General features: G+C 74.1%; 16 protein-coding genes. 7 read left to right on the plus strand and 9 right to left on the minus strand.

The window, feature by feature from the left end; all coding sequences use genetic code 11:
* The first annotated feature begins 17 nt into the window (after positions 1–17).
* Both cydB and cydD read left to right on the plus strand, forming a co-directional pair.
* Positions 18–1067: a cytochrome d ubiquinol oxidase subunit II gene (gene cydB / locus ACLIYP_RS13620; RefSeq protein WP_412713383.1), complete on the plus strand. Its 1050-nt coding sequence runs from the start codon at positions 18–20 to the stop codon at positions 1065–1067.
* A complete protein-coding gene (gene cydD, locus ACLIYP_RS13625; protein WP_412713384.1) occupies positions 1064–4588 on the plus strand; it encodes a thiol reductant ABC exporter subunit CydD in 3525 nt (1174 codons plus the stop codon). Before cydB ends, cydD begins: the two co-directional genes overlap by 4 nt.
* A gap of 51 nt (positions 4589–4639) precedes the next feature.
* On the opposite strand, the gene ACLIYP_RS13630 is transcribed toward cydD, so the two are convergent.
* The 5 genes from ACLIYP_RS13630 to ACLIYP_RS13650 form a co-directional block, all read right to left on the minus strand.
* Positions 4640–5551 (minus strand): aldo/keto reductase, encoded by a 912-nt coding sequence (locus tag ACLIYP_RS13630; protein ID WP_412713399.1) that lies wholly within the window; start codon positions 5549–5551, stop codon positions 4640–4642.
* 196 nt (positions 5552–5747) lie between these two features.
* Complete coding sequence (locus ACLIYP_RS13635) at positions 5748–6608, minus strand: Cof-type HAD-IIB family hydrolase (protein ID WP_412713385.1); 861 nt, start codon at positions 6606–6608, stop codon at positions 5748–5750.
* Positions 6609–6873: 265 nt separating this feature from the next.
* Positions 6874–7773: an LLM class flavin-dependent oxidoreductase gene (locus ACLIYP_RS13640; protein WP_412713386.1), complete on the minus strand. Its 900-nt coding sequence runs from the start codon at positions 7771–7773 to the stop codon at positions 6874–6876.
* 52 nt (positions 7774–7825) lie between these two features.
* Entirely contained in the window at positions 7826–8374 is a 549-nt protein-coding gene (locus ACLIYP_RS13645) for an RNA 2'-phosphotransferase (protein ID WP_412713387.1), read from the minus strand.
* A gap of 73 nt (positions 8375–8447) precedes the next feature.
* A complete protein-coding gene (locus tag ACLIYP_RS13650) occupies positions 8448–10355 on the minus strand; it encodes an SDR family oxidoreductase (RefSeq protein WP_412713388.1) in 1908 nt (635 codons plus the stop codon).
* A gap of 197 nt (positions 10356–10552) precedes the next feature.
* Here ACLIYP_RS13650 and ACLIYP_RS13655 point away from each other — a divergent pair, with 197 nt between their 5' ends.
* From ACLIYP_RS13655 to ACLIYP_RS13675, 5 genes are all read left to right on the plus strand, one after another.
* Positions 10553–11602, plus strand: coding sequence for an ABC transporter ATP-binding protein (locus ACLIYP_RS13655; RefSeq protein WP_412713400.1), 1050 nt, complete (start codon positions 10553–10555; stop codon positions 11600–11602).
* Positions 11592–12545: an ABC transporter permease gene (locus ACLIYP_RS13660; RefSeq protein WP_412713389.1), complete on the plus strand. Its 954-nt coding sequence runs from the start codon at positions 11592–11594 to the stop codon at positions 12543–12545. The genes ACLIYP_RS13655 and ACLIYP_RS13660 overlap by 11 nt, the downstream gene beginning before the upstream one ends.
* Before the next feature lie 101 nt (positions 12546–12646).
* Positions 12647–13564 carry an ABC transporter ATP-binding protein gene (locus ACLIYP_RS13665; RefSeq protein WP_412713390.1) on the plus strand — a complete coding sequence of 306 codons (918 nt, stop codon included), beginning with the start codon at positions 12647–12649 and terminating at the stop codon, positions 13562–13564.
* A gap of 59 nt (positions 13565–13623) precedes the next feature.
* Positions 13624–14343, plus strand: coding sequence for an ABC transporter permease subunit (locus ACLIYP_RS13670; protein WP_412713391.1), 720 nt, complete (start codon positions 13624–13626; stop codon positions 14341–14343).
* 85 nt (positions 14344–14428) lie between these two features.
* The gene (locus ACLIYP_RS13675; protein WP_412713392.1) at positions 14429–14899 is read left to right on the plus strand and encodes a MarR family winged helix-turn-helix transcriptional regulator; all 471 of its coding nucleotides are present in this window, start codon (positions 14429–14431) and stop codon (positions 14897–14899) included.
* Positions 14900–14989: 90 nt separating this feature from the next.
* On the opposite strand, the gene ACLIYP_RS13680 is transcribed toward ACLIYP_RS13675, so the two are convergent.
* The 4 genes from ACLIYP_RS13680 to efeB all read right to left on the minus strand — a co-directional run.
* Positions 14990–15829, minus strand: coding sequence for an HAD family hydrolase (locus ACLIYP_RS13680; RefSeq protein WP_412713393.1), 840 nt, complete (start codon positions 15827–15829; stop codon positions 14990–14992).
* Positions 15826–17103: a serine--tRNA ligase gene (serS, locus tag ACLIYP_RS13685; protein WP_412713394.1), complete on the minus strand. Its 1278-nt coding sequence runs from the start codon at positions 17101–17103 to the stop codon at positions 15826–15828. Before serS ends, ACLIYP_RS13680 begins: the two co-directional genes overlap by 4 nt.
* Positions 17104–17781: 678 nt before the next feature.
* On the minus strand, positions 17782–18720 hold the full coding sequence (gene pheA / locus ACLIYP_RS13690) for a prephenate dehydratase (RefSeq protein WP_412713395.1): 939 nt from the start codon (positions 18718–18720) through the stop codon (positions 17782–17784).
* A 43-nt stretch (positions 18721–18763) separates the two neighbouring features.
* Positions 18764–19893, minus strand: a 1130-nt coding sequence (gene efeB / locus ACLIYP_RS13695; RefSeq protein WP_412713396.1) for an iron uptake transporter deferrochelatase/peroxidase subunit, incomplete at its 5' end; no start/stop codon positions are given.

Consider the following 19893-nt stretch of genomic DNA (forward strand, 5'->3'; position numbering starts at 1 on the left):
CAACCGAGGTTTCCCCGATGGAACTCCACGACGTCTGGTTCGTCCTGATCGCCGTCCTGTGGACCGGCTACTTCTTCCTGGAGGGCTTCGACTTCGGAGTCGGCGTCCTCACCCGGACACTGGCCCGCGACCGCCGCGAGCGCCGCGTACTGATCAACACCATCGGACCGGTCTGGGACGGCAACGAGGTCTGGCTGCTGACGGCCGGCGGCGCCACCTTCGCCGCCTTCCCCGACTGGTACGCCACCCTCTTCTCCGGCTTCTACCTGCCGCTCCTCCTCATCCTCGTCTGCCTGATCGTCCGCGGAGTCGCCTTCGAGTACCGCGCCAAGCGGCCGGAGGAGAAGTGGCAGACCAACTGGGAGCGGGCCATCTTCTGGACCTCCCTGCTCCCCGCCTTCCTGTGGGGCGTGGCCTTCGCCAACATCGTCCGCGGCGTCGCCATCGACGCGGAGAAGGAGTACACCGGCGGCCTCCTGGACCTGCTGAACCCCTACGCCCTGCTCGGCGGCGCGACGACCCTCGCCCTGTTCACCTTCCACGGCGCCGTCTTCACCGCCCTGAAGACCGTCGGCGACATCCGCGTCCGGGCCCGTGCCCTCGCCGTGCGGGTGGGCCTGCTCACCGCCGCCCTCGCGGTCGCCTTCCTCGGCTGGACCCAGCTCGACCGCGGTGACACCGCCACCCTGGCGGCCCTGGCGGTCGCCGCCCTCGCCCTGCTCGCGGCCGTCCGCGCGATCGCCGCCGGACGCGAGGGCTGGTCCTTCACCCTCTCCGGCGTCACCGTCGTGGCGGCCGTCGCCATGCTCTTCCTCGCGCTCTACCCGAACGTCATGCCCTCCACGCTCGACCCCGCCTGGAGCCTGACGGTCACCAACTCCGCGTCCTCCCCCTACACCCTGACGATCATGACCTGGCTGGCCGCCCTGGCCACTCCGCTCGTGCTGCTCTACCAGGGCTGGACATACTGGGTGTTCCGCAAGCGCATCGGCACCCAGCACATCGCGGACCCGGCCGACACGGCCCCCGACACCCCGAACCCGGAACCGGAAACCACCCGCACATGAAGCCCGTCGACCCCCGCCTGCTCCGGTACGCCCGCACCACCCGCGTCTTCCTCGCGGCCGCCGTGGTGCTGGGCCTGGCCGGAGCGGGCCTGGTCATCGCCCAGGCCGTGCTCATCGCCGAGATCGTCGTACGGGCCTTCCAGCACCACACACCCCCCGCCGGACTCACCACCCCCCTCGCCCTCCTCGCCGCCGTCTCCCTGGGCCGCGCCCTGGTCTCCTGGCTCACCGAGCTGGCCGCCCACCGCTCCTCCGCCGCGGTCAAGTCCGAACTGCGCCTGCGCCTGCTCACCCACGCCACCGCCCTCGGCCCCGCCCGCCTGGACAAGCCCACCGGCGAACTGGCCAACCTCGCCACCCGCGGCATCGACGCCCTCGACGACTACTTCGCCCGCTACCTCCCCCAGCTCGCGCTGGCCGTCGTCGTCCCCGCCGTCCTGATCGCGCGCATCCTCACCGACGACTGGATCTCGGCGGCCACCATCGCCGTCACCCTCCCCCTGATCCCGGTCTTCATGGTCCTGATCGGCTGGGCGACCCAGGCCCGCACGGACCGCCAGTGGCGCCTGCTGTCCCGCCTGTCCGGCCACTTCCTCGACGTCGTCGCGGGCCTGCCCACCCTCAAGGTCTTCGGCCGCGCCAAGGCCCAGGCGGAGAACATCCGCGCCATCACAGCCGACTACCGCCGCGCGACCCTGCGCACCCTGCGGATCGCGTTCCTCTCCTCCTTCGTCCTCGAACTGCTCTCGACGATCTCCGTCGCCCTCGTAGCGGTCGGCATCGGCATGCGCCTGGTCCATGGCGAACTCGACCTCTACACCGGCCTGGTCGTGCTGATCCTCGCCCCCGAGGCGTACCTCCCACTGCGCCAGGTCGGCGTCCACTACCACGCCGCGGCCGAGGGCCTGTCCGCGGCGGAGGAGGTCTTCTCCACCCTCGAAACCGACGCCCCCGCCCCCGGCACCGACCCCGCCCCCGACGCGCGCACCGCGACCATCGCCCTCGACGGCCTCACCGTCCGCCACGAGGGCCGCACCACCGACTCGCTGCCCCCCACCACCCTCACCGTGGCCCCCGGCGAGACCGTCGCCGTCACCGGCCCCTCCGGCGCCGGCAAGACCACACTGCTGAGCGCCCTCCTCGGCCTCACCACCCCCACCGCCGGCCGTGTCACCGTCGACGGCCGGGACCTGTCCACCCTCGACCCGGCCACCTGGCACTCCCAGATCGCCTGGGTCCCCCAGCACCCCCACCTCTTCGCCGGGACGATCGCCGACAACGTCCGCCTGACCCGTCCCGGCGCCACCGACGCCGAAGTCCTGCGGGCCCTGGCCGACGCCGGAGCCCCCGACCTCTCCCCGCACACCGCCCTCGGAGAGGCCGGTGCCGGCCTCTCCGCCGGCCAGCGCCAGCGCGTCGCCCTCGCCCGCGCCTTCCTCGCCGACCGCCCGGTCGTCCTCCTCGACGAACCCACCGCGGCCCTCGACGGCGCCACCGAGGCCCAGGTCGTCGACGCGATCGCCCGCCTCGCCCGCGGCCGCACGGTCATCCTGATCGTCCACCGCCCCGCGCTGCTCCCCCTCGCCGACCGCGTCGTCCGCCTCACCCCCACCGGCGCGGTCGAGACGGCATCACCCACTCCCGGGGCGAGCCGAACCGCCCCCGGCAGCGCGCCGGAGGGGACGGAGCCCCCCGCACGCACCGCCCCCGTCCACACCGGCGCACCCGCCACCGGCGCGCCCGCACCCGGGAACGCACCCGCCCCCCATCCCCTCACCCGCGTACGCCGCATCGCGCGCCCCCTGCGCGGCCGCTTCGCACTCGCCCTGCTCCTCGGCTCCCTCGCCCTCCTCAGCGCCGTCGGCCTCATGGCCTCCTCCGGCTGGCTGATCTCCCGCGCCTCCCAGCAGCCGCCCGTGCTGTACCTGATGGTCGCCGTCACCGCGACCCGCGCCTTCGGCATCGGCCGAGCCGTCTTCCGCTACGCCGAGCGACTCGTCTCCCACGACGCCGTCTTCCGCGTCCTGGCCGACCTGCGCGTCACCGTCTACCGCCGGCTGGAGCGCCTAGCCCCCGCCGGACTGCGCCACACCCGGCGCGGCGACCTGCTCGCCCGGCTCGTCGCCGACGTCGACGCCCTCCAGGACTACTTCCTGCGCTGGCTGCTCCCCGCCGCCGTCGCCGCCACCGTCTCCCTCTCGGCCACCGTCTTCACCGCGTGGCTCCTGCCCGAGGCGGGTGCGGCCCTCGCCGTCGGCCTCCTGACCGCCGGCGTCGCCGTCCCCGCGCTCGCCGCCGCCGTCTCCCGCCGCACCGAGCGCCGCCTCGCGCCCGCCCGGGGCGAGCTGACCGTCCGCACCGTCGACCTGCTCACCGGCACCGCCGAACTGACCGTCGCCGGAGCGCTGCCCCGCCGCACCGAGGCCGTACGCGACGCCGACGCCGCGCTGACCCGCCTGGCCGCCCGCAGCTCCGCCGTCACCGCGCTCGGCGGCGGGCTGTCCGCGCTCGCCGCCGGGCTCACCGTCACCGCGGCCGCCTGGGCGGGCGCCGCGGCCGTCCACGGCGGACGGCTGGACGGCCTTCTCATGGCGGTGGTCGTGCTCACCCCGCTCGCCGCCTTCGAGGCGGTCTCCGGGATGCCGCTCGCGGCCCAGCACCGGCAGCGTACCCGCCGCTCGGCCGAACGCGTCCACGAGGTGATCGACGCGCCCGTCCCCGTACGCGAGCCGGAGGACCCCGCCCCGGCGCCCGCCGACCCGTTCCCCCTGGTCCTCACCGGCCTCACCGCCCGCCACCCGGGCCAGGAACGCCCGGCCCTGCGGGAGGTGGATCTGACACTGACCCCCGGCCGGCGCGTCGCGGTCGTCGGCCCCTCCGGTTCGGGCAAGACCACCCTGGCCCACGTCCTGCTGCGCTTCCTCGACCCCGCCTCCGGCGGTTACACCCTCGGCGCGGGCGCCGCCGACGCCCTCGCCCTCGACTCCGACGCCGTACGCCGGCTCGTCGGCCTGTGCGCCCAGGACGCGCACATCTTCGACAGCTCCCTGCGCGAGAACCTCCGCCTGGCCAGGCCGCCGGCCACCGACGACGACCTCCACGCCGCCCTGTCCGCCGCCCGCCTGGACGACTGGGTCGGCGAGCTGCCCGACGGCCTGGACACCCTCGTCGGCGAGTTCGGCGCGCGGCTCTCCGGCGGCCAGCGTCAGCGCCTGGCCCTGGCCCGCGCGCTGCTCGCCGACTTCCCCGTCCTCGTCCTGGACGAGCCCGCCGAGCATCTGGACCTGGCCACCGCCGACGCCCTGACCGCCGATCTGCTGGCCGCCACCGAGGGCCGCACCACCGTGCTGATCACCCACCGGCTGGCCGGTCTGGAAGCGGTGGACGAGGTGGTCGTCCTCGACGGCGGGCGCGTCGTCCAGCGCGGTCCGTACGCGGAACTGGCCTGGGCGGACGGCCCCTTCCGGCGGATGCTGGAGCGGGAGCGGGCCACCGGGGAGCCGGCCGCGACCCGGGCCTGACGGAGGCGCCGGCCCCGCCGGCTCCCCCGCCACCGGCTCCCCGGCAGGCCCTCAGGCCGCCTCGTCCAGCCGCCGCCGCTGCCCCTCGTCCAGCCGCAGTTCCATCGCGTCGAACGCCTCGTCGAGCTGCTCGGTCCGGCTCACCCCGATAATCGGCACGACGGCCGGGTCCCCGCCGGTCAGCCATGCCAGCACCACCTGGTTCGCGGTGGCCCCGGTCTCGGCGGCCACCTCCCCGAGCACGGCCAGGCGCCGCGCCGTACCGGGGTGGTCGTAGTGCTCGGGCAGCGGGCGGTCGGAGCGGGTGTAGGAGCCCCACAGCAGGGAGGAGTAGGCCCACAGCTCCATGTCCGGCTCGCTGCGCGCGTAGTCGAGCGACTCGGCGGTCGCGAGCTGGTGCCCGCTCTCGGGGAGGACGACCCCCGGCCGCGGCTGGACGTAGGAGTGCCGCAGTTGCAGGGCGGTCCAGCCCGCCACTCCCGCCGCACGGGCGAGCGCGCGGCCGCGTTCCACGCGCCAGGCGGTGTGGTTGGAGGCGCCGAGCCGGCGGGCGAGCCCTTCCGAGACCACCTCGCCGAAGGCGCCGACGGTCTCCTCCAGGGGCACGTCGCGGTCCTCCGCGTGCGCCCAGTACAGGTCGATCCACTCCGTGCCCAGCCGTCTCAGGCTCTCCCGCACCGCCGAGCGTACGGCGGGCGCCGACAGCCCCTCGGCGGACTCCGGCCACCTCCCCGGCACGGTCGGCTGCTGGCGCACCTTGGTGCTGATCAGCACCCGGTCGCGTACGCCGGGCCGGGCGGCCAGCCACCGGCCGATCACGGCCTCGCTCTGCCCGCCGACGCCGGAGGGGTCCATCCAGAAGCTGTAGCAGTTGGCGGTGTCGATCCACCGCCCGCCCCGCTCGACGAAGCGGTCGAGCAGAGCCGTCGAGGTGTCATGGTCCAGCCGGGTGCCGAAGTCCATGGCGCCCAGGGCGAAATACGGTGTGCTCACCGGCGGTCCTCTCGTCCGTGCGGCGTCACCGCCGCGCTCGGAGGCCCCATGCTGGCGTTTGGAGAGCACTTCAAGGCAAGCGCCGCCGTGCGGCCGGCCCTGACCGCCCACGGCCGAACCGCCCACGGCCGAAACGTTCCCGCACCCGCATCGGCATCCGCCCCCGTCAGCCGGCCGGCGGCAGCTCCAGCAGCCGCTCGATGACGGCGGCCACGCCGTCCTCCTCGTTGGCGAGGGTGCGGTGCGTGGTCGCGGCCAGCACCGCCGGATGGGCGTTGGCCATGGCGTAGGAGGTGCCGGCCCAGGAGAGCATCTCCAGGTCGTTGGGCATGTCGCCGAAGGCGACGACCTCCTCGGCCGCCACGCCGCGCTGCGCGCAGCACCGGGCCAGGGTGCTGGCCTTGCTGACACCGGGGCCGCTGACCTCCAGCAGCGCGCTCGGGCTGGAGCGGGTGAACTCCGCGTGGTGGCCCGCGACGGTGCGGGCCATGCCCAGGAACTCGTCCGGAACCAGTGAGGTGTGGTGGGCGAGCAGCTTGAGCACCGGCTCGTCGGCGTACTCGGCCTCGTCCGTCAGCAGCTTCTCGGCCGGTGCGATCAGTGCGCCGGGGTCGAGGTGGAACTGCGGGTACTGCGGCTCGTAGTGGATGCCGCCGGTCCGCTCGACGGCGAAGCTGACGTCGGGGGCGGCGGTGCGCAGTTCCTCGACCACGGTCAGCGCGGTGTCGCGCGGCAGTTCCCGGACCTGCACGATCCGCCGTCCCCGGTGCAGGTCGACGACGGCCGCGCCGTTGGCGCAGATCGCCAGACCGTGCCCGTGCACATGGTCGCTGACCACGCCCATCCAGCGTGCCGGCCGCCCGGTGACGAAGAAGACCTCGATCCCGGCCTCCTCGGCGGCGGCCAGCGCCGCGACCGTGCGGTCGGAGACGGACTTGTCGTCGCGCAGCAGCGTGCCGTCCAGATCGGTGGCGATGAGGCGCGGGCGTGTCATCGGGGGCGCGGGAGCATGGGTCACGCTCCCCATGGTCCCGCATATGCCCGCACAGGCGTGCGCCAAGGTGCCCGAATGAGCCACGGGACGAACGCCTCCGAAACCGGACGGACACGGACAGTCGGCTCCGGGGGCACCCGGCCGTCCACGTAGGGAAAACGCTACGGCTCCCCGGAAGCCGCGCCGGGCATGGCGCGAAACGCACGCACGCTCTCCGCCGCTCCGGTCCGACGGCGGCACGGGGTGGGCCCACCGGACGGGGCACGCCGAACGGGGCCCACCGGGAACCCGGCCCCACTCATCCGAGCCGGGCGGCCGCTTCCGTGGCGATGCGCTCGAAGACGGCCCGGTCGGAGGCGAAGCCCGTGCCGGGTATCGGCCAGTGGACCGCGATCTCGGTGAAGCCCAGTTCGCGGTGGCGGCCCGCGAAGTCGACGAAGGCCTCCACCGACTCCAGCGGGGTGTTCCTCTCCGGGGTGAAGCCGTGCAGCAGGACCTTGCCGAGGCCGGCCGCGTCCCGGCCGGCCTCGGCGCACGCCTCGCCGAGCCGCTCGACCTGCCCGCGCAGCGCGGCCTCCGACTGCTCGGGCGTCCCGGTGTCGTACAGCTTCGGGTCGCCGGTGGTCACCCATGCCTGCCCGTACCGGGCGGCCAGCCTCATCCCGCGCGGCCCGGTGGCCGCCACCGCGAACGGCAGCCGGGGCCGCTGGACGCAGCCGGGGAGGTTCCGCACCTCCCTCGCCGAGTAGAAGACGCCCCGCTGCGAGACCGAGCCCTCGGTCAGCAGCCGGTCCAGCAGCGGTACGAACTCGCCGAAGCGGTCGGCGCGCTCGCGCGGCGTCCACGGCTCCTGCCCGAGCGCGGTCGCGTCGAAGCCGCTGCCGCCCGCGCCGATCCCCAGGGTGATCCGGCCGCCCGAGATGTCGTCGAGCGAGATCAGCTCCTTGGCGAGCGTCACCGGGTGCCGGAAGTTGGGGGAGGTGACGAGGGTGCCCAGGCGCATCCGCTCCGTGACGCCCGCGGCGGCCGTCAGCGTGGGCACGGCACCGAACCACGGCCCGTCGCGGAACGGGACGCGCCAGGACAGGTGGTCGTAGGTGTACGCGGCGTGGAAGCCGAGCTCCTCGGCGCGCCGCCACTTCGCGCGGCCCCCCTCGTGCCAGCGGTCGACGGGAAGGATCACGGTGCTCAGACGCATGCCACGAGCCTACGTGCGGCACGCCGCCGGTCCGCGGCCGGGCGGCCCCGCGTCAGCCGGGCAGGCACAGGTACTCCGGTGGTACGCGCGGCACCAGCCACACCCCGTTGTCGCTGACCCGGAACGTGTACCCGTCCCGGTGCATCGCCCCGGCGTCCACCACCAGCACCACCGGCTTCCCGCGCCGCGCGCCCACGGCGGCGGCCGTCTCGCGGTCGGGCGAGAGGTGGACGTCGTGACGCGCCATCGCCCGCAGGCCGTCCCGCCGGATGTCCGCCATGTACCGCCCGACCGTTCCGTGGAAGAGGTACGGAGGCGGTTCGGCGGGGTGGAGGCCCAGATCCACGCCGACGGTGTGTCCCTGGGCGGCCCGGATGCGGTCCCGCTCGGGATCGAGCGTGAAGCGCCGCTTGTCGTTGGTGACGACGACCTCCTCCAACTCCTCGCGGGTGAGCCGGAAGCCGTTGCGCGCCGCGGCGTCCAGCAGTTCCCCGACACCCACCCAGCCGTGGGCGTCCAGGGTGAGCCCGATCCGCTCGGGAGCGTGCCGCAGATGCCGTGCGACGTACTTCGAGATCCGCTTGCGGCGCCGGTCGTCCATATCCGGCCAGGGTGCCCCGGGACTCACCGCGGCGCACCTCGTTTTCACGTTCGCCGGTGCCGCCACCGCCTCCTCACGCCCGCACGTTGATCCGGGCGAACGCCCGCAGGGCGCTCGGCGCCAGCCGGGCCAGCACCACGCCGCCCCACGCCTCCAGGTTCACCGGGACCACCGCCTTGTTCCGGATCACCGAGCGCAGCACCGCGTCGGCGACCCTCTCCGGGGCGAACCTGCGGATCCGGTAGACCTGCAGGGCCCTCCTGCGGCGGCGCTCGGCGTCCCGCCCGTCGGTGCCGCGGAAGCGCGTGTCCTCGATGATCGAGGTGCTGACGATGCCGGGGCAGACCGCCGAGACCCCGATGCCCTCGCCGGCCAGGTCCGCGCGCAGCACCTGGCTGAGCATCAGCGCCCCCGCCTTGGAGGTGCAGTACGCGGGCAGGGCCCGGGAGGGCTCGTAGGCGGCGCAGGAGACGACGTTGACGATGTGGCCCCCCTGCCCCCGCTCGGACATCTGCCGCCCGAAGAGGCGGCAGCCGTGGATGACGCCCCACAGGTTGGAGCCCAGGACCGCCTCCCAGTCGTCCGCGGTGTGCTCCAGGAACGGCCCGGCCGCCGCGATCCCGGCGTTGTTGACCAGCACGTCCACCACGCCGTGCTCGGCGGCCGTCTTCCGGGCCAGCGCCTCCATCGCCGCCGCGTCGGCGACGTCGACGGTCTCGGCCCACGCGCCCTGCGCGCCGGCCCGCCGGGCCAGCTCGGCCGTACGCGCGACCTCCTCGCCCCGGACGTCCACGGCGACGACCCGGGCTCCGGCCCGGGCGAAGGCCAGCGCGGTCTCGCGGCCGATGCCCCGGGCCGCGCCGGTGACCAGCACCAGCAGGCCGCCGAAGTGCTCCGCGTACTCCTCCTGCCGCGCGCGCCCCCGGCGCCCGCGGCGGCCGCCGCGCCGCATCGTCGCCGGTGCGCCCACCTCCCCGCCGCCGTGCGTCCCATGCGCCCCGTGCTCTCCGTCCGCCCCGCCCGCCCCGTCCGCCCCGTCCGCCCCATAAGCCTCGCAGTCCTCGACGAACGAGCCGATCCAGGCGGCCAGCCGGTCGGGCCGGGTACGCGGCGCCCAGTGGCCGGCCCGCAGGGTGCGGCACGTCAGGCGGGGCGTCCACCGCTCCGCCTCGTCCCGTAGCGAGGGGGAGAGGAACGGGTCGCCGGTCGGGGTGACGAGCTGCACGGGCACATGGGCGTAGGGGGCCTCGCGCGGCCGGCGCATCCGGGCCCGCACGTTGTCGCGGTACAGCCACAGGCCGTGCGCGGCGTCGCGCGGCAGCGAGGGCGCGGGGTGGCCGCCGCCCGAGATGCCCTCGGAGCGCCGCAGCATGCCCGGCCAGGCCCTGCCCAGCGGCCCCCGCCAGGCCAGCTCCGGCAGGACGGGCACATGCATCGCGTACACGTACCAGGAACGGGCGCCCTGCCCCAGCGCCTGGGCCAGACGCCGCGGGGTGGGCCGGGTCAGCCGCCTGCGGAACCAGTGCCCGAAGTGGTCCAGGGACGGCCCGGACATCGAGGTGAAGGAGGCGATCCGGCCCCGGGTGCGCTCGGCCGTCGCGAACTCCCAGCCCTGCACCGAACCCCAGTCGTGCCCGACCAGGTGCACCGGGTCGCGGGGGCTGACCGCGTCCGCGACCGCCAGGAAGTCGCCGGTCAGCCGCTCCAGGGTGAAGCCGCCGCGCAGCGGCTCCGGGGCGGCGGACCGGCCGCAGCCGCGCACGTCGTACAGCACCACGTGGAAGCGTTCCGCCAGCCGTTCGGCCACCGGCGCCCAGACCTCCTTGGAGTCCGGGTAGCCGTGCAGCAGGACCACCGTGGGGCGGCGGCTCCCGTCCGCTCCCACCGCCTCGCCCAGTTCGGCGACGCACAGCTCCACGCCGTCCGCCCCGGGCACGCGCCGCTCCCGCGCGCCCCCCAGACCACTCGCCTCCGCCTCCATGCGCAGCCTCTCCTCCCGCCTCGCCCGACGCTCCCGGCCCCCGGGTAGCCGGTCTTCCCGGCATGACACCGGGCCCTGTCAGGACCTACCCCGCCGGAGGATCCCTCAGGGGCATCTACGCCTCCAGAACGAGGAACAATCACGCCCCCGGGGTGAGGTGACCGGCGAACGGCGGCACTACGGTCGGGGGCGTGACTGTGATCGCGACCGAAAGCCTCAGCAAGCGGTACCCACGGGTGACCGCGCTCGACCGGCTCACCATGCAGATCGAACCCGGGGTGACCGGACTGGTGGGCGCCAACGGCGCGGGCAAGTCCACCCTGATCAAGATCCTCCTGGGACTGGCCCCGGCCAGCGAGGGCACCGCCTCCGTACTCGGCCTGGACGTCGCCACCGAGGGCGGCGCCATCCGCGAGCGCGTCGGGTACATGCCCGAGCACGACTGCCTGCCGCCCGACGTGTCGGCGACCGAGTTCGTGGTCCACATGGCGCGGATGTCCGGCCTGCCCGCCTCCGCCGCCCGCGAGCGCACCGCCGACACCCTGCGCCACGTCGGCCTGTACGAGGAGCGCTACCGCCCCATGGGCGGCTACTCGACGGGCATGAAGCAGCGGGTCAAGCTGGCCCAGGCGCTCGTCCACGATCCGCGGCTGGTGCTGCTGGACGAGCCCACCAACGGCCTCGACCCGGTCGGCCGCGACGACATGCTCGGCCTGATCCGCCGCGTCCACACCGACTTCGGCATCTCGGTGCTGGTCACCTCCCACCTGCTGGGCGAACTGGAGCGCACCTGCGACCACGTCGTGGTCATCGACGGCGGGAAGCTGCTGCGCTCCTCCTCCACCGCCAGCTTCACCCAGGAGACGACCACCCTGGCCGTCGAGGTCACCGACACCGACGCCCACCCCGACGGCGCCGCCGCCCTGCACGCCGCCCTGACCGGGGCCGGGCTCACCGTGGCGCCTCCCGGCGCGGGCGGCGAGGGCCTGCCGGGCGCCGGGCACGTGCTGCTGGTCGAGGCGGGCTCCGAGGCCGTCCACGACACCGTCCGCGACACGGTCGCGGAGCTGGGTCTGGGCCTGGTCCGCATGGAGCAGCGCAGGCACCGCATCGCCGAGGTCTTCCAGACGTCCGGCACCGCGTCCGGCACCACCGGCACCACCGGCAATGCCGGCACCACCGAGCAGGCCGCGGAGCGGGCCGCCGGGAAGAGCACGCAGAAGGGAGGCAGCACCGATGCGGCCTGACACCGGCAACCACTCCGGCAACCACTCCGGCACCCGTCCCGGAGCCGCCGTCCCCGCCCAGCGCGGCGAGGACGCCAGCATCCACAACATCGGCTACCGCCACTACGACGGCCCCCGCCTGGGCCGCTCCTACGCCCGGTGGTCGCTGCTGGTCCAGTCCCTGCGCGGCGCGTACGGCCTGGGCCGCTCGGCGAAGTCCAAGGTGCTGCCGTTCATCCTGCTGGCCGTGATGGTCCTGCCCGCGGGCGCCATGGTCGCGATCACCGTCACCACCGGCGCCGACGAGCTGCCGCTGCGGTACACCGACTACGTGCTGGTGATGCAGCCGGTCATCGGCCTCTACCTCGCCGCCCAGGCCCCGCAGTCGGTCTCCCTGGACCTGCGCTTCCGCACCGTGCCGCTGTACTTCTCGCGTCCGATCGAGCGCGTCGACTACGTGGGGGCCAAGTACGCGGCCATGACCGCGGCGCTGTTCCTGTTCACCTCCCTGCCGCTGGTGGTGCTGTACGCGGGCGGGCTGCTGGCGAAGCTCGGCTTCGCCGACCAGACCACGCAGTTCCTCCAGGGGCTGGGCTCCACCGCGGTGTTCTCCGTGCTCCACGCGGGCATCGGCCTGCTGGTCGCAGCCCTCACCCCGCGCCGGGGCTTCGGTGTCGCCGCGGTCATCGCGGTGCTCACCGTCCCCTACTTCGCGGTCACCACCGTCCAGGCGGTCGCCGAGTTCCAGGCGGGCAGCGCCACCGCCGTCACCTGGCTCGGCCTGGCCTCCCCCGGCACGCTGGTGGACGGCATCCAGTCGGCGTTCCTCGGCGGCACCTCCGGCTTCCCCGGCTTCCACGAGCCCGGCGCCGCCGCGGCGGCCGTCTACGTCCTGGTCACCCTCGCCCTGATCGCCGGCTGCTGGGTGGCGCTGATGGGCCGCTACCGCAAGGCGGGCCTGTGATGACCGGGGACCGGACGGCGAAGGTCCGGACGGCGAAGGTCCGAACGCAGACGGTCCGGACGGCGAAGCACCGGACGAGGAACGAGAAGGCGGCCTGACCCATGACCACCATCCGCATCGACCATGTGTCCCGCTGGTTCGGCAACGTGGTCGCCGTCAACGACGTGACCATGGACATCGGCCCGGGCGTCACCGGGCTGCTCGGCCCCAACGGCGCGGGCAAGTCCACGCTGATCAACATGATGGGCGGCTTCCTGGCCCCCTCCACCGGATCCGTCACCCTCGACGGCGCCGCGATCTGGCGCAACGAGCAGGTCTACCGGGAGATCGGCGTCGTCCCCGAGCGCGAGGCGATGTACGACTTCCTCACCGGCCGCGAGTTCGTGCTGGCCAACGCCGAGCTGCACGGCCTGCCCGATGCGGGCGGGGCCGCGCGGCGGGCCCTGGCCACCGTGGAGATGGAGTACGCCCAGGACCGGAAGGTCTCCACCTACAGCAAGGGCATGCGGCAGCGCGTGAAGATGGCCTCCGCGCTCGTCCACGACCCGTCCGTGCTGCTGCTGGACGAGCCGTTCAACGGCATGGACCCGCGTCAGCGCATGCAGCTGATGGAACTGCTGCGGCGGATGGGCGCCGAGGGCCGCACGGTGCTGTTCTCATCCCACATCCTGGAGGAGGTCGAGCAGCTCGCCTCCCACATCGAGGTGATCGTCGCGGGGCGGCACGCGGCCTCCGGCGACTTCCGGCGCATCCGCCGCCTGATGACCGACCGCCCCCACCGCTATCTGGTGCGGTCCAGCGACGACCGCGCGCTGGCCGCCGCGCTGATCGCCGACCCCAGCACGGCGGGCATCGAACTCGACTGGTCCGAACGCGCCCTGCGCGTCCAGGCGATCGACTTCGCGCGCTTCACCGAGCAGCTCCCGCGCATCGCCCGCGAGCACGGGATCCGGCTCCTCACGGTCTCGCCCTCGGACGAGTCCCTGGAGAGCGTCTTCTCCTACCTCGTCACGGCCTGAGAACGCCCGGGCCGCCCGAGAAACCCGAGACCGCCTGAGAACCAAGGAGCCCCACACCGATGTACGACCCCACGGTCGCCCGGCTCACCTACCGGGCCCTGCTCGGCCGACGCCGGGCGCTGATCCTGTTCGTCCTGCCCGTCGTACTGATCGTGATCTCCGTCGCGGTCCGCCTCCTGGTCGGCGCCGACGACGCCGTCGCGGGCCAGGTGCTCGGCGGTTTCGCGCTGGCCACCATGGTCCCGCTGATCGGCGTGATCGCCGGGACCGGCGCGATCGGCCCGGAGATCGACGACGGCTCGATCGTCTACCTGCTGGCCAAGCCGCTGAAGCGGCCGACGATCATCCTCACCAAGCTGACCGTCGCCGTCGGCGTCACCATGGTGTTCTCCGCCGTCCCCATGCTGATCGCCGGGTTCGTCCTCAACGGCAACAGCCAGCAGATCGCCGTGGCCTACGCGGTCGCCGCGGTCGCCGCGTCCGTCGCCTACAGCGCGCTCTTCCTGCTGCTGGGCACGGTCAGCCGCCAGGCCGTCGTCTTCGGCCTGGTCTACGCCCTGATCTGGGAGGCGCTGATCGGCAGCCTCGTCCCCGGCGCCCGGACCCTCAGCGTCCAGCAGTGGGCCCTGGCGCTGGCCGAGAAGACCGCACCGGGCGCGGGCATCGCCTCCGACGTCGGACTGCCGGTCGCCGCGGTGCTGCTGGCGGTGGTGACCGTCGCCGGCGCCTGGTACGCCGGGCGGAAGCTGCGCACCCTCACCCTCGCCGGCGAGGAGTGACCGGGCGCCGACCACCGCACCGCGTACGGGAACACCGCGCACCGAGGCCGGAGGGCACCGCCCTCCGGCCTCGTACGCTGGAAGCATGGGCACGACACGGTGGCTGGACGACGAAGAGCAGCGGACCTGGCGGGCGTTCCTGGCGGCCACCCAGCGCGTACGCGAGGAACTGGACCGGCAGTTGCAGCGCGACGCCGGGATGCCGCTGGCGTACTACCAGATCCTGGCCATGCTCTCCGAGGCGCCCGAGCGCACCCTGACCATGAGCCGGCTCGCCCGGACCACCCGCTCCTCGGCCAGCAGGCTCTCCCACGCGGTCGCCCGGCTGGAGGCCAGGGGATGGGTCAGCAGGTGCCAGCACCCGGCCGACCACCGCACCACCCTGGCCACGCTGACCGACGAGGGGCTGATCGAGCTGGAGGGCATCGCGCCCGGCCACGTCGAGCAGGTCCGGCTCTCCCTGTTCGACAACCTCACCTCCGAGCAGACCCGGCAGCTCCACGAGATCTGCCGGGCGGTGCTGGAGAGCGCCGGCGAGGCTCCGGCACCGGGCTGACCCCAGCGCTCCGGGCCGAACCGGGCCGAACCGGGCCGGCCCGAGGTGACCCAAAGCCCCTCGCGTACGGCGCGCCCACGGGTCGGCGGGTCACAGGCCGGCGAGCAGCCGCTCCAGGACGACCGCGATGCCGTCCTCGTCGTTGGACGCGGTCACCTCGTCCGCCACCGCCAGCAGCTCCGGGTGGGCGCCGGCCATGGCGACGCCGTGGGCGGACCAGGCGAACATGGGGATGTCGTTGGGCATGTCGCCGAAGGCGATCGTGGCCGTCGCCGAGAGGCCCAGGCGGCGCGCGGCGATCGACAGGCCGCGGGCCTTGGACAGCCCCAGCGGCAGCAGTTCGACGATGCCCTCGCCCGCCATCACCACGCTCACCAGGTCGCCCGCGATGCGCCGGGCGGCGTCGGCCAGTGTGTCGTCGTCCAGCTCGGGGTGCTGGATGTACAGCTTGTTCAGGGGTTCCGCCCACAGCTCGTCCGGGTCGGCCCCGGCGACCGCGGGCAGCTCCTCGCCGATCGGCCGGTAGCCCGGTCCGAGCAGCACCTGGCCGTCCAGTCCGTCCCGTGAGGCGGCCACGGCCAGCGGTCCGGTCTCCGTCTCGATCTTCTCCAGCGCCAGCCGGGCCTGCTGCCGGTCGAGCGTGACGGAGGTCAGCAGCCGGTGCTCGCCCGCGTGGTAGACCTGCGAGCCCTGCCCGCAGACGGCCAGGCCGTCGTAGCCCAGCTCGTCCAGGATGTGCCGGGTCCAGGGCACGGCGCGGCCGGTCACCACGATGTGGGCGGCGCCCGCCGCCGTGGCGGCGGCGAGCGCGTCGCGGGTGCGGGCCGAGACGGTGTCGTCGCTGCGCAGCAGCGTGCCGTCGAGGTCGGTGGCGACCAGCCGGAACGGGAAGCCCGGTGCCGTGCCGGGGCCCGGTGCCGTGCCGCTCACCGGGACACGGGCTCCAGCACCTCGCGCCCGCCGAGGTAGGGGCGGAGCACCTCGGGGACGCGGACCGATCCGTCGGCCTGCTGGTGGTTCTCCAGCAGGGCCACGATGGTGCGGGGCACCGCGCACAGCGTGCCGTTGAGGGTGGCCAGCGGGCGCACCTTCTTGTCCCGGCGCATCCGGATGGACAGCCGGCGGGCCTGGAACTCGTTGCAGTTCGACGCCGAGGTCAGCTCGCGGTACTTGCCCTGGGTGGGGATCCACGCCTCGCAGTCGAACTTCCGCGAGGCGGAGGCGCCCAGGTCGCCGGTGGCCACGTCGATCACCCGGAACGGCAGCTCAAGGCCCGTCAGCCACTGCTTCTCCCACTCCAGCAGCCGGGCGTGCTCGGCCTCGGAGTCCTCGGGTGCCACGTAGGAGAACATCTCCACCTTGTCGAACTGGTGGACGCGGAAGATGCCGCGGGTGTCCTTGCCGTACGAGCCCGCCTCGCGGCGGAAGCAGGGGGAGAAGCCCGCGTAGCGCAGCGGGAGGCTGTCCGCCTCGACGATCTCGTCCATGTGGTAGCCGGCGAGCGGGACCTCGGAGGTGCCGACGAGGTAGTAGTCGTCCTTCTCCAGGTGGTAGACGTTCTCGGCGGCCTGGCCGAGGAAGCCGGTGCCCTCCATGGCGCGCGGCTTGACCAGCGCGGGGGTGAGCATCGGGATGAAGCCCGCCTCGGTGGCCTGCGCGATCGCGGCGTTGACCAGGGCCAGCTCCAGCAGGGCGCCGACGCCGGTGAGGTAGTAGAAGCGCGAGCCGGAGACCTTGGCGCCGCGCTCGACGTCGATCGCGCCCAGCGCCTGGCCGAGCTCCAGGTGGTCCTTCGGCTCGAAGCCCTCGGCGGCGAAGTCGCGCGGGGCGCCGTGCGTCTCGCGGACGGTGAAGTCGTCCTCGCCGCCGACCGGGACCTCGGGGTGGACGATGTTGCCGAGCTGGAGGAGGAGCCGCTGCGCCTCGGCCTCGGCCTCGTCGCGCTCGGCGTCGGCGGCCTTGACCGCGGCGGACAGCTCGCCCGCCCGCTTCAGCAGCTCGGCCTTCTCCTCGCCGGCGGCCTTCGGGATCAGCTTGCCGAGCTGCTTCTGCTCGGCGCGCAGTTCGTCGAAGCGGACGCCGGACGACCTGCGCCGCTCGTCGGCGGAGAGCAGGGCGTCGACGAGGCCGACGTCCTCTCCACGGGCGCGCTGGGAGGCGCGCACACGGTCGGGGTCCTCACGGAGCAGGCGAAGGTCAATCACGCCGTCAGGGTACCGGGGGCGTGCGGCCCGCTCGACCCGATATGGCGGTACGTGGCGTTATGCGGCTTTTGTCGTTCCCCTTGGAAAGGCGAAAGGGGTCGTCAAGGAAATTGCGGGTGTCACCGTACAGAGGGGACCGGGGGTACGGGGGTGGACGGGGTGGAGGGGGGCGGAAGACCGCGGGCGAAGGCGAGGGCGAGGGTGCGGGCAAAGGCGTGCGCGCGAGGCCGCAGGGGTCTCTCGCGGGCCTCTTCCGGCCCTTTTCCGGGTCTCGTCCGGGCCCGCGGCGAGGGCCGGAGGCGGTCCCTGACCGGGAGGGGCTGCGATCGTTATCCACAGCCTCGGGGGATACCGCCGAGTTTTCCACAGGGCCTATGGAAATGCTGTGGAAAGCGGAGGGGAGTGCGCGTACGGGATTCGCGCTCGCCCATCGATTCCCTCCTCTCGCATCTCCTACACGCCTTTTCGGATGGAAATGCCACCCTCTCGGGTGCCGATCAATCGAATTGATCCGATGCGGAGGTTCTGGGGCGTTGTGAACAGAGAAGGAGGATTCGAGAATTTTGTCCGAAATGACCGTTTGGCCGTTTCGCGTTGTACACAGGACGACCGCCGACCCTGTGGATAACTTCCGCGGGGCGCCGCACACCCCTCGGGCACACCTCTCGGGCACACCCCTCAGGCGCGGCCGTCGACGCAGCGCGCCAGCCAGTCCGCCGCCTCCGCGAACTCGTCGTCCGTCGTCCCCCGCCGCAGCGGTGCGGTCTGCGAAGGCTCCACACCCGCCCGCGGATACGACCCCAGGAAGCGCACCTTCGGGCAGATCCGCCGCAGTCCCATCAGCGCCTCGCCCACCCGCCGGTCGGAGATGTGCCCCTCGGCGTCCACCGAGAAGCAGTACCGGCCGATGCCCTCACCCGTCGGCCGCGACTCGATCCGCACCAGGTTCACGCCCCGCACCGCGAACTCCTGGAGCAGTTCCAGCAGCGCGCCCGGGTGGTCGTCGCCGAGCCACAGCACCACCGAGGTCTTGTCCGCGCCCGTCCGCGCCGCGGGCCGCCCCGGCCGGCCGACCAGCACGAAGCGCGTGGCGGCGTTCTCCGCGTCGTGGATGCCGGTCACCAGCGGCTCCAGACCGTACGTCGCCGCCGCGAACTCTCCGGCGAACGCCGCGTCGTAACGGCCCTCCTGCACCAGCCGGGCGCCGTCCGCGTTGGAGGCCGCCGACTCCCACTGGGCGTCGGGCAGGTGCTCCGCCAGCCAGCGGCGCACCTGCGGCTGGGCGACCGGATGCCCGGTCACCGTCTTGACCGCCTCCAGCGCGGTGCCCGGCCGCACCAGCAGCGCGAAGGCGATCGGCAGCAGCACCTCGCGGTAGATCATCAGCGGCCGGCCGGTGGCCAGCTCGTCCAGGGTCGCGGTGACCCCGCCCTCCACCGAGTTCTCGATCGGCACCAGGGAACCGCCCGCCTCCCCGTTGCGCACGGCGTCCAGCGCGGCGGGCACCGACACCATCGGCACCAGCTCGCGCGTGGCCGCCTCCGGAAGGGTGCGGAGCGCGGCCTCGGTGAAGGTGCCCTCGGGGCCCAGGTAGGTGTAGCGGCTCGCGGGTGACATGCCGTCCACAGTAGACCGGCCGGGGGACGGGCAGCCCCCGGTCTCAGCCCTCGAACAGGCGCTGGCCGACGTACTCGCCCTCGCGCGCGCCGCCCGGCACCGCGAACAGCGCGCTCGCCTCGTGCCGGATGAAGCGTGACAGGGCGTCCCCCCGGTCGAGCTTGCGCTGCACGGGCACGAAGCCCCGCATCGGGTCCGCCTGCCAGGCGACGAACAGCAGCCCGGCGTCCGGCGACCCGTCGTCGCGGAAGCCGTCGTGGTAGGAGAAGGAGCGGCGCAGCATCGCCGCGCCGCCGTTGGAGGCGGGCGCCGTCACCCGTACGTGGGCGTCGGCGGCGATGGCCGGACGGCCGTCCGGGCCCCGCTTGTCCAGGTCCACCGGGGTGGTCTCGGAGCCGCCCGACAGCGGGGCGCCGTCGGACTTGCGGCGGCCGATCACCTTCTCCTGTCCGTCGAGGGGGACGCGCTCCCAGTCGTCCAGCAGCATCCGGATGCGCCGCACCACCGCGTACGAGCCGCCCGCCATCCACTCCGGGTCGCCGCCGGCGGGCACGAAGACGCGCCGCTCGAAGTCCTCGTCCGTCTCCTTCGGATTGTTGGTGCCGTCGACCTGGCCCATCAGGTTGCGGGCGGTGCGGGGGGCGGCGGTGGCGCCCGGGGAGCGGTTGAAGCCGTTCATCTGCCAGCGCACCCGGGCGGTGCCCTCCGCCTCGCGCTGGAGCGCGCGCAGGGCGTGGAAGGCGACCAGGGCGTCGTCGGCGCCGATCTGCACCCACAGATCGCCGTCGGAGCGCCCGGCGTCCAGCTCGTCGGCCGAGAACGGGGGCAGCGGGGCGAGGGCGGAGGGGCGGCGCGCGGTCAGGCCCGTGCGGTCGAAGAAGGTGCGGCCGAAGCCGAAGGTGACGGTGAGGGAGGACGGTCCGGCGTCCAGGGCGATGCCGGTGTCGTGCAGCCGGGCGGCGGGCGTCTCGCCCGCCATCAGCGCCTCGGCCGTCCGCGTCCAGCGGCGCAGCAGCGCGGCCGCCTCCTTCCGCCCGGCGCCCGGCGCCAGGTCGAGGGCGAGGAGGTGCCCGTGCGCCTGCGCCGGCCCGGTGATGCCCGGCTGGTGTTCGCCGCGGAAGGGGACGCGGCTGCTGCCGACCGTCGACAGCGCGGTGGGCGGCTCGGTGGCGG

The organism is Streptomyces nanhaiensis (assembly GCF_046614825.1).
In the GTDB taxonomy this organism is placed as follows: domain Bacteria; phylum Actinomycetota; class Actinomycetes; order Streptomycetales; family Streptomycetaceae; genus Streptomyces; species Streptomyces radiopugnans.

Excerpts from the sequence above, each read along its gene's own strand:
- cydB (WP_412713383.1), top strand. The coding sequence starts at position 18 with ATGGAACTCCACGACGTCTGGTTCGTCCTGATCGCCGTCCTGTGGACC.
- cydD (WP_412713384.1), top strand. The coding sequence starts at position 1,064 with ATGAAGCCCGTCGACCCCCGCCTGCTCCGGTACGCCCGCACCACCCGC.
- ACLIYP_RS13630 (WP_412713399.1), bottom strand. The coding sequence starts at position 5,551 with ATGGACTTCGGCACCCGGCTGGACCATGACACCTCGACGGCTCTGCTC.
- ACLIYP_RS13635 (WP_412713385.1), bottom strand. The coding sequence starts at position 6,608 with ATGGGGAGCGTGACCCATGCTCCCGCGCCCCCGATGACACGCCCGCGC.
- ACLIYP_RS13640 (WP_412713386.1), bottom strand. The coding sequence starts at position 7,773 with ATGCGTCTGAGCACCGTGATCCTTCCCGTCGACCGCTGGCACGAGGGG.
- ACLIYP_RS13645 (WP_412713387.1), bottom strand. The coding sequence starts at position 8,374 with ATGGACGACCGGCGCCGCAAGCGGATCTCGAAGTACGTCGCACGGCAT.
- ACLIYP_RS13650 (WP_412713388.1), bottom strand. The coding sequence starts at position 10,355 with ATGGAGGCGGAGGCGAGTGGTCTGGGGGGCGCGCGGGAGCGGCGCGTG.
- ACLIYP_RS13660 (WP_412713389.1), top strand. The coding sequence starts at position 11,592 with ATGCGGCCTGACACCGGCAACCACTCCGGCAACCACTCCGGCACCCGT.
- ACLIYP_RS13665 (WP_412713390.1), top strand. The coding sequence starts at position 12,647 with ATGACCACCATCCGCATCGACCATGTGTCCCGCTGGTTCGGCAACGTG.
- ACLIYP_RS13670 (WP_412713391.1), top strand. The coding sequence starts at position 13,624 with ATGTACGACCCCACGGTCGCCCGGCTCACCTACCGGGCCCTGCTCGGC.
- ACLIYP_RS13675 (WP_412713392.1), top strand. The coding sequence starts at position 14,429 with ATGGGCACGACACGGTGGCTGGACGACGAAGAGCAGCGGACCTGGCGG.
- pheA (WP_412713395.1), bottom strand. The coding sequence starts at position 18,720 with ATGTCACCCGCGAGCCGCTACACCTACCTGGGCCCCGAGGGCACCTTC.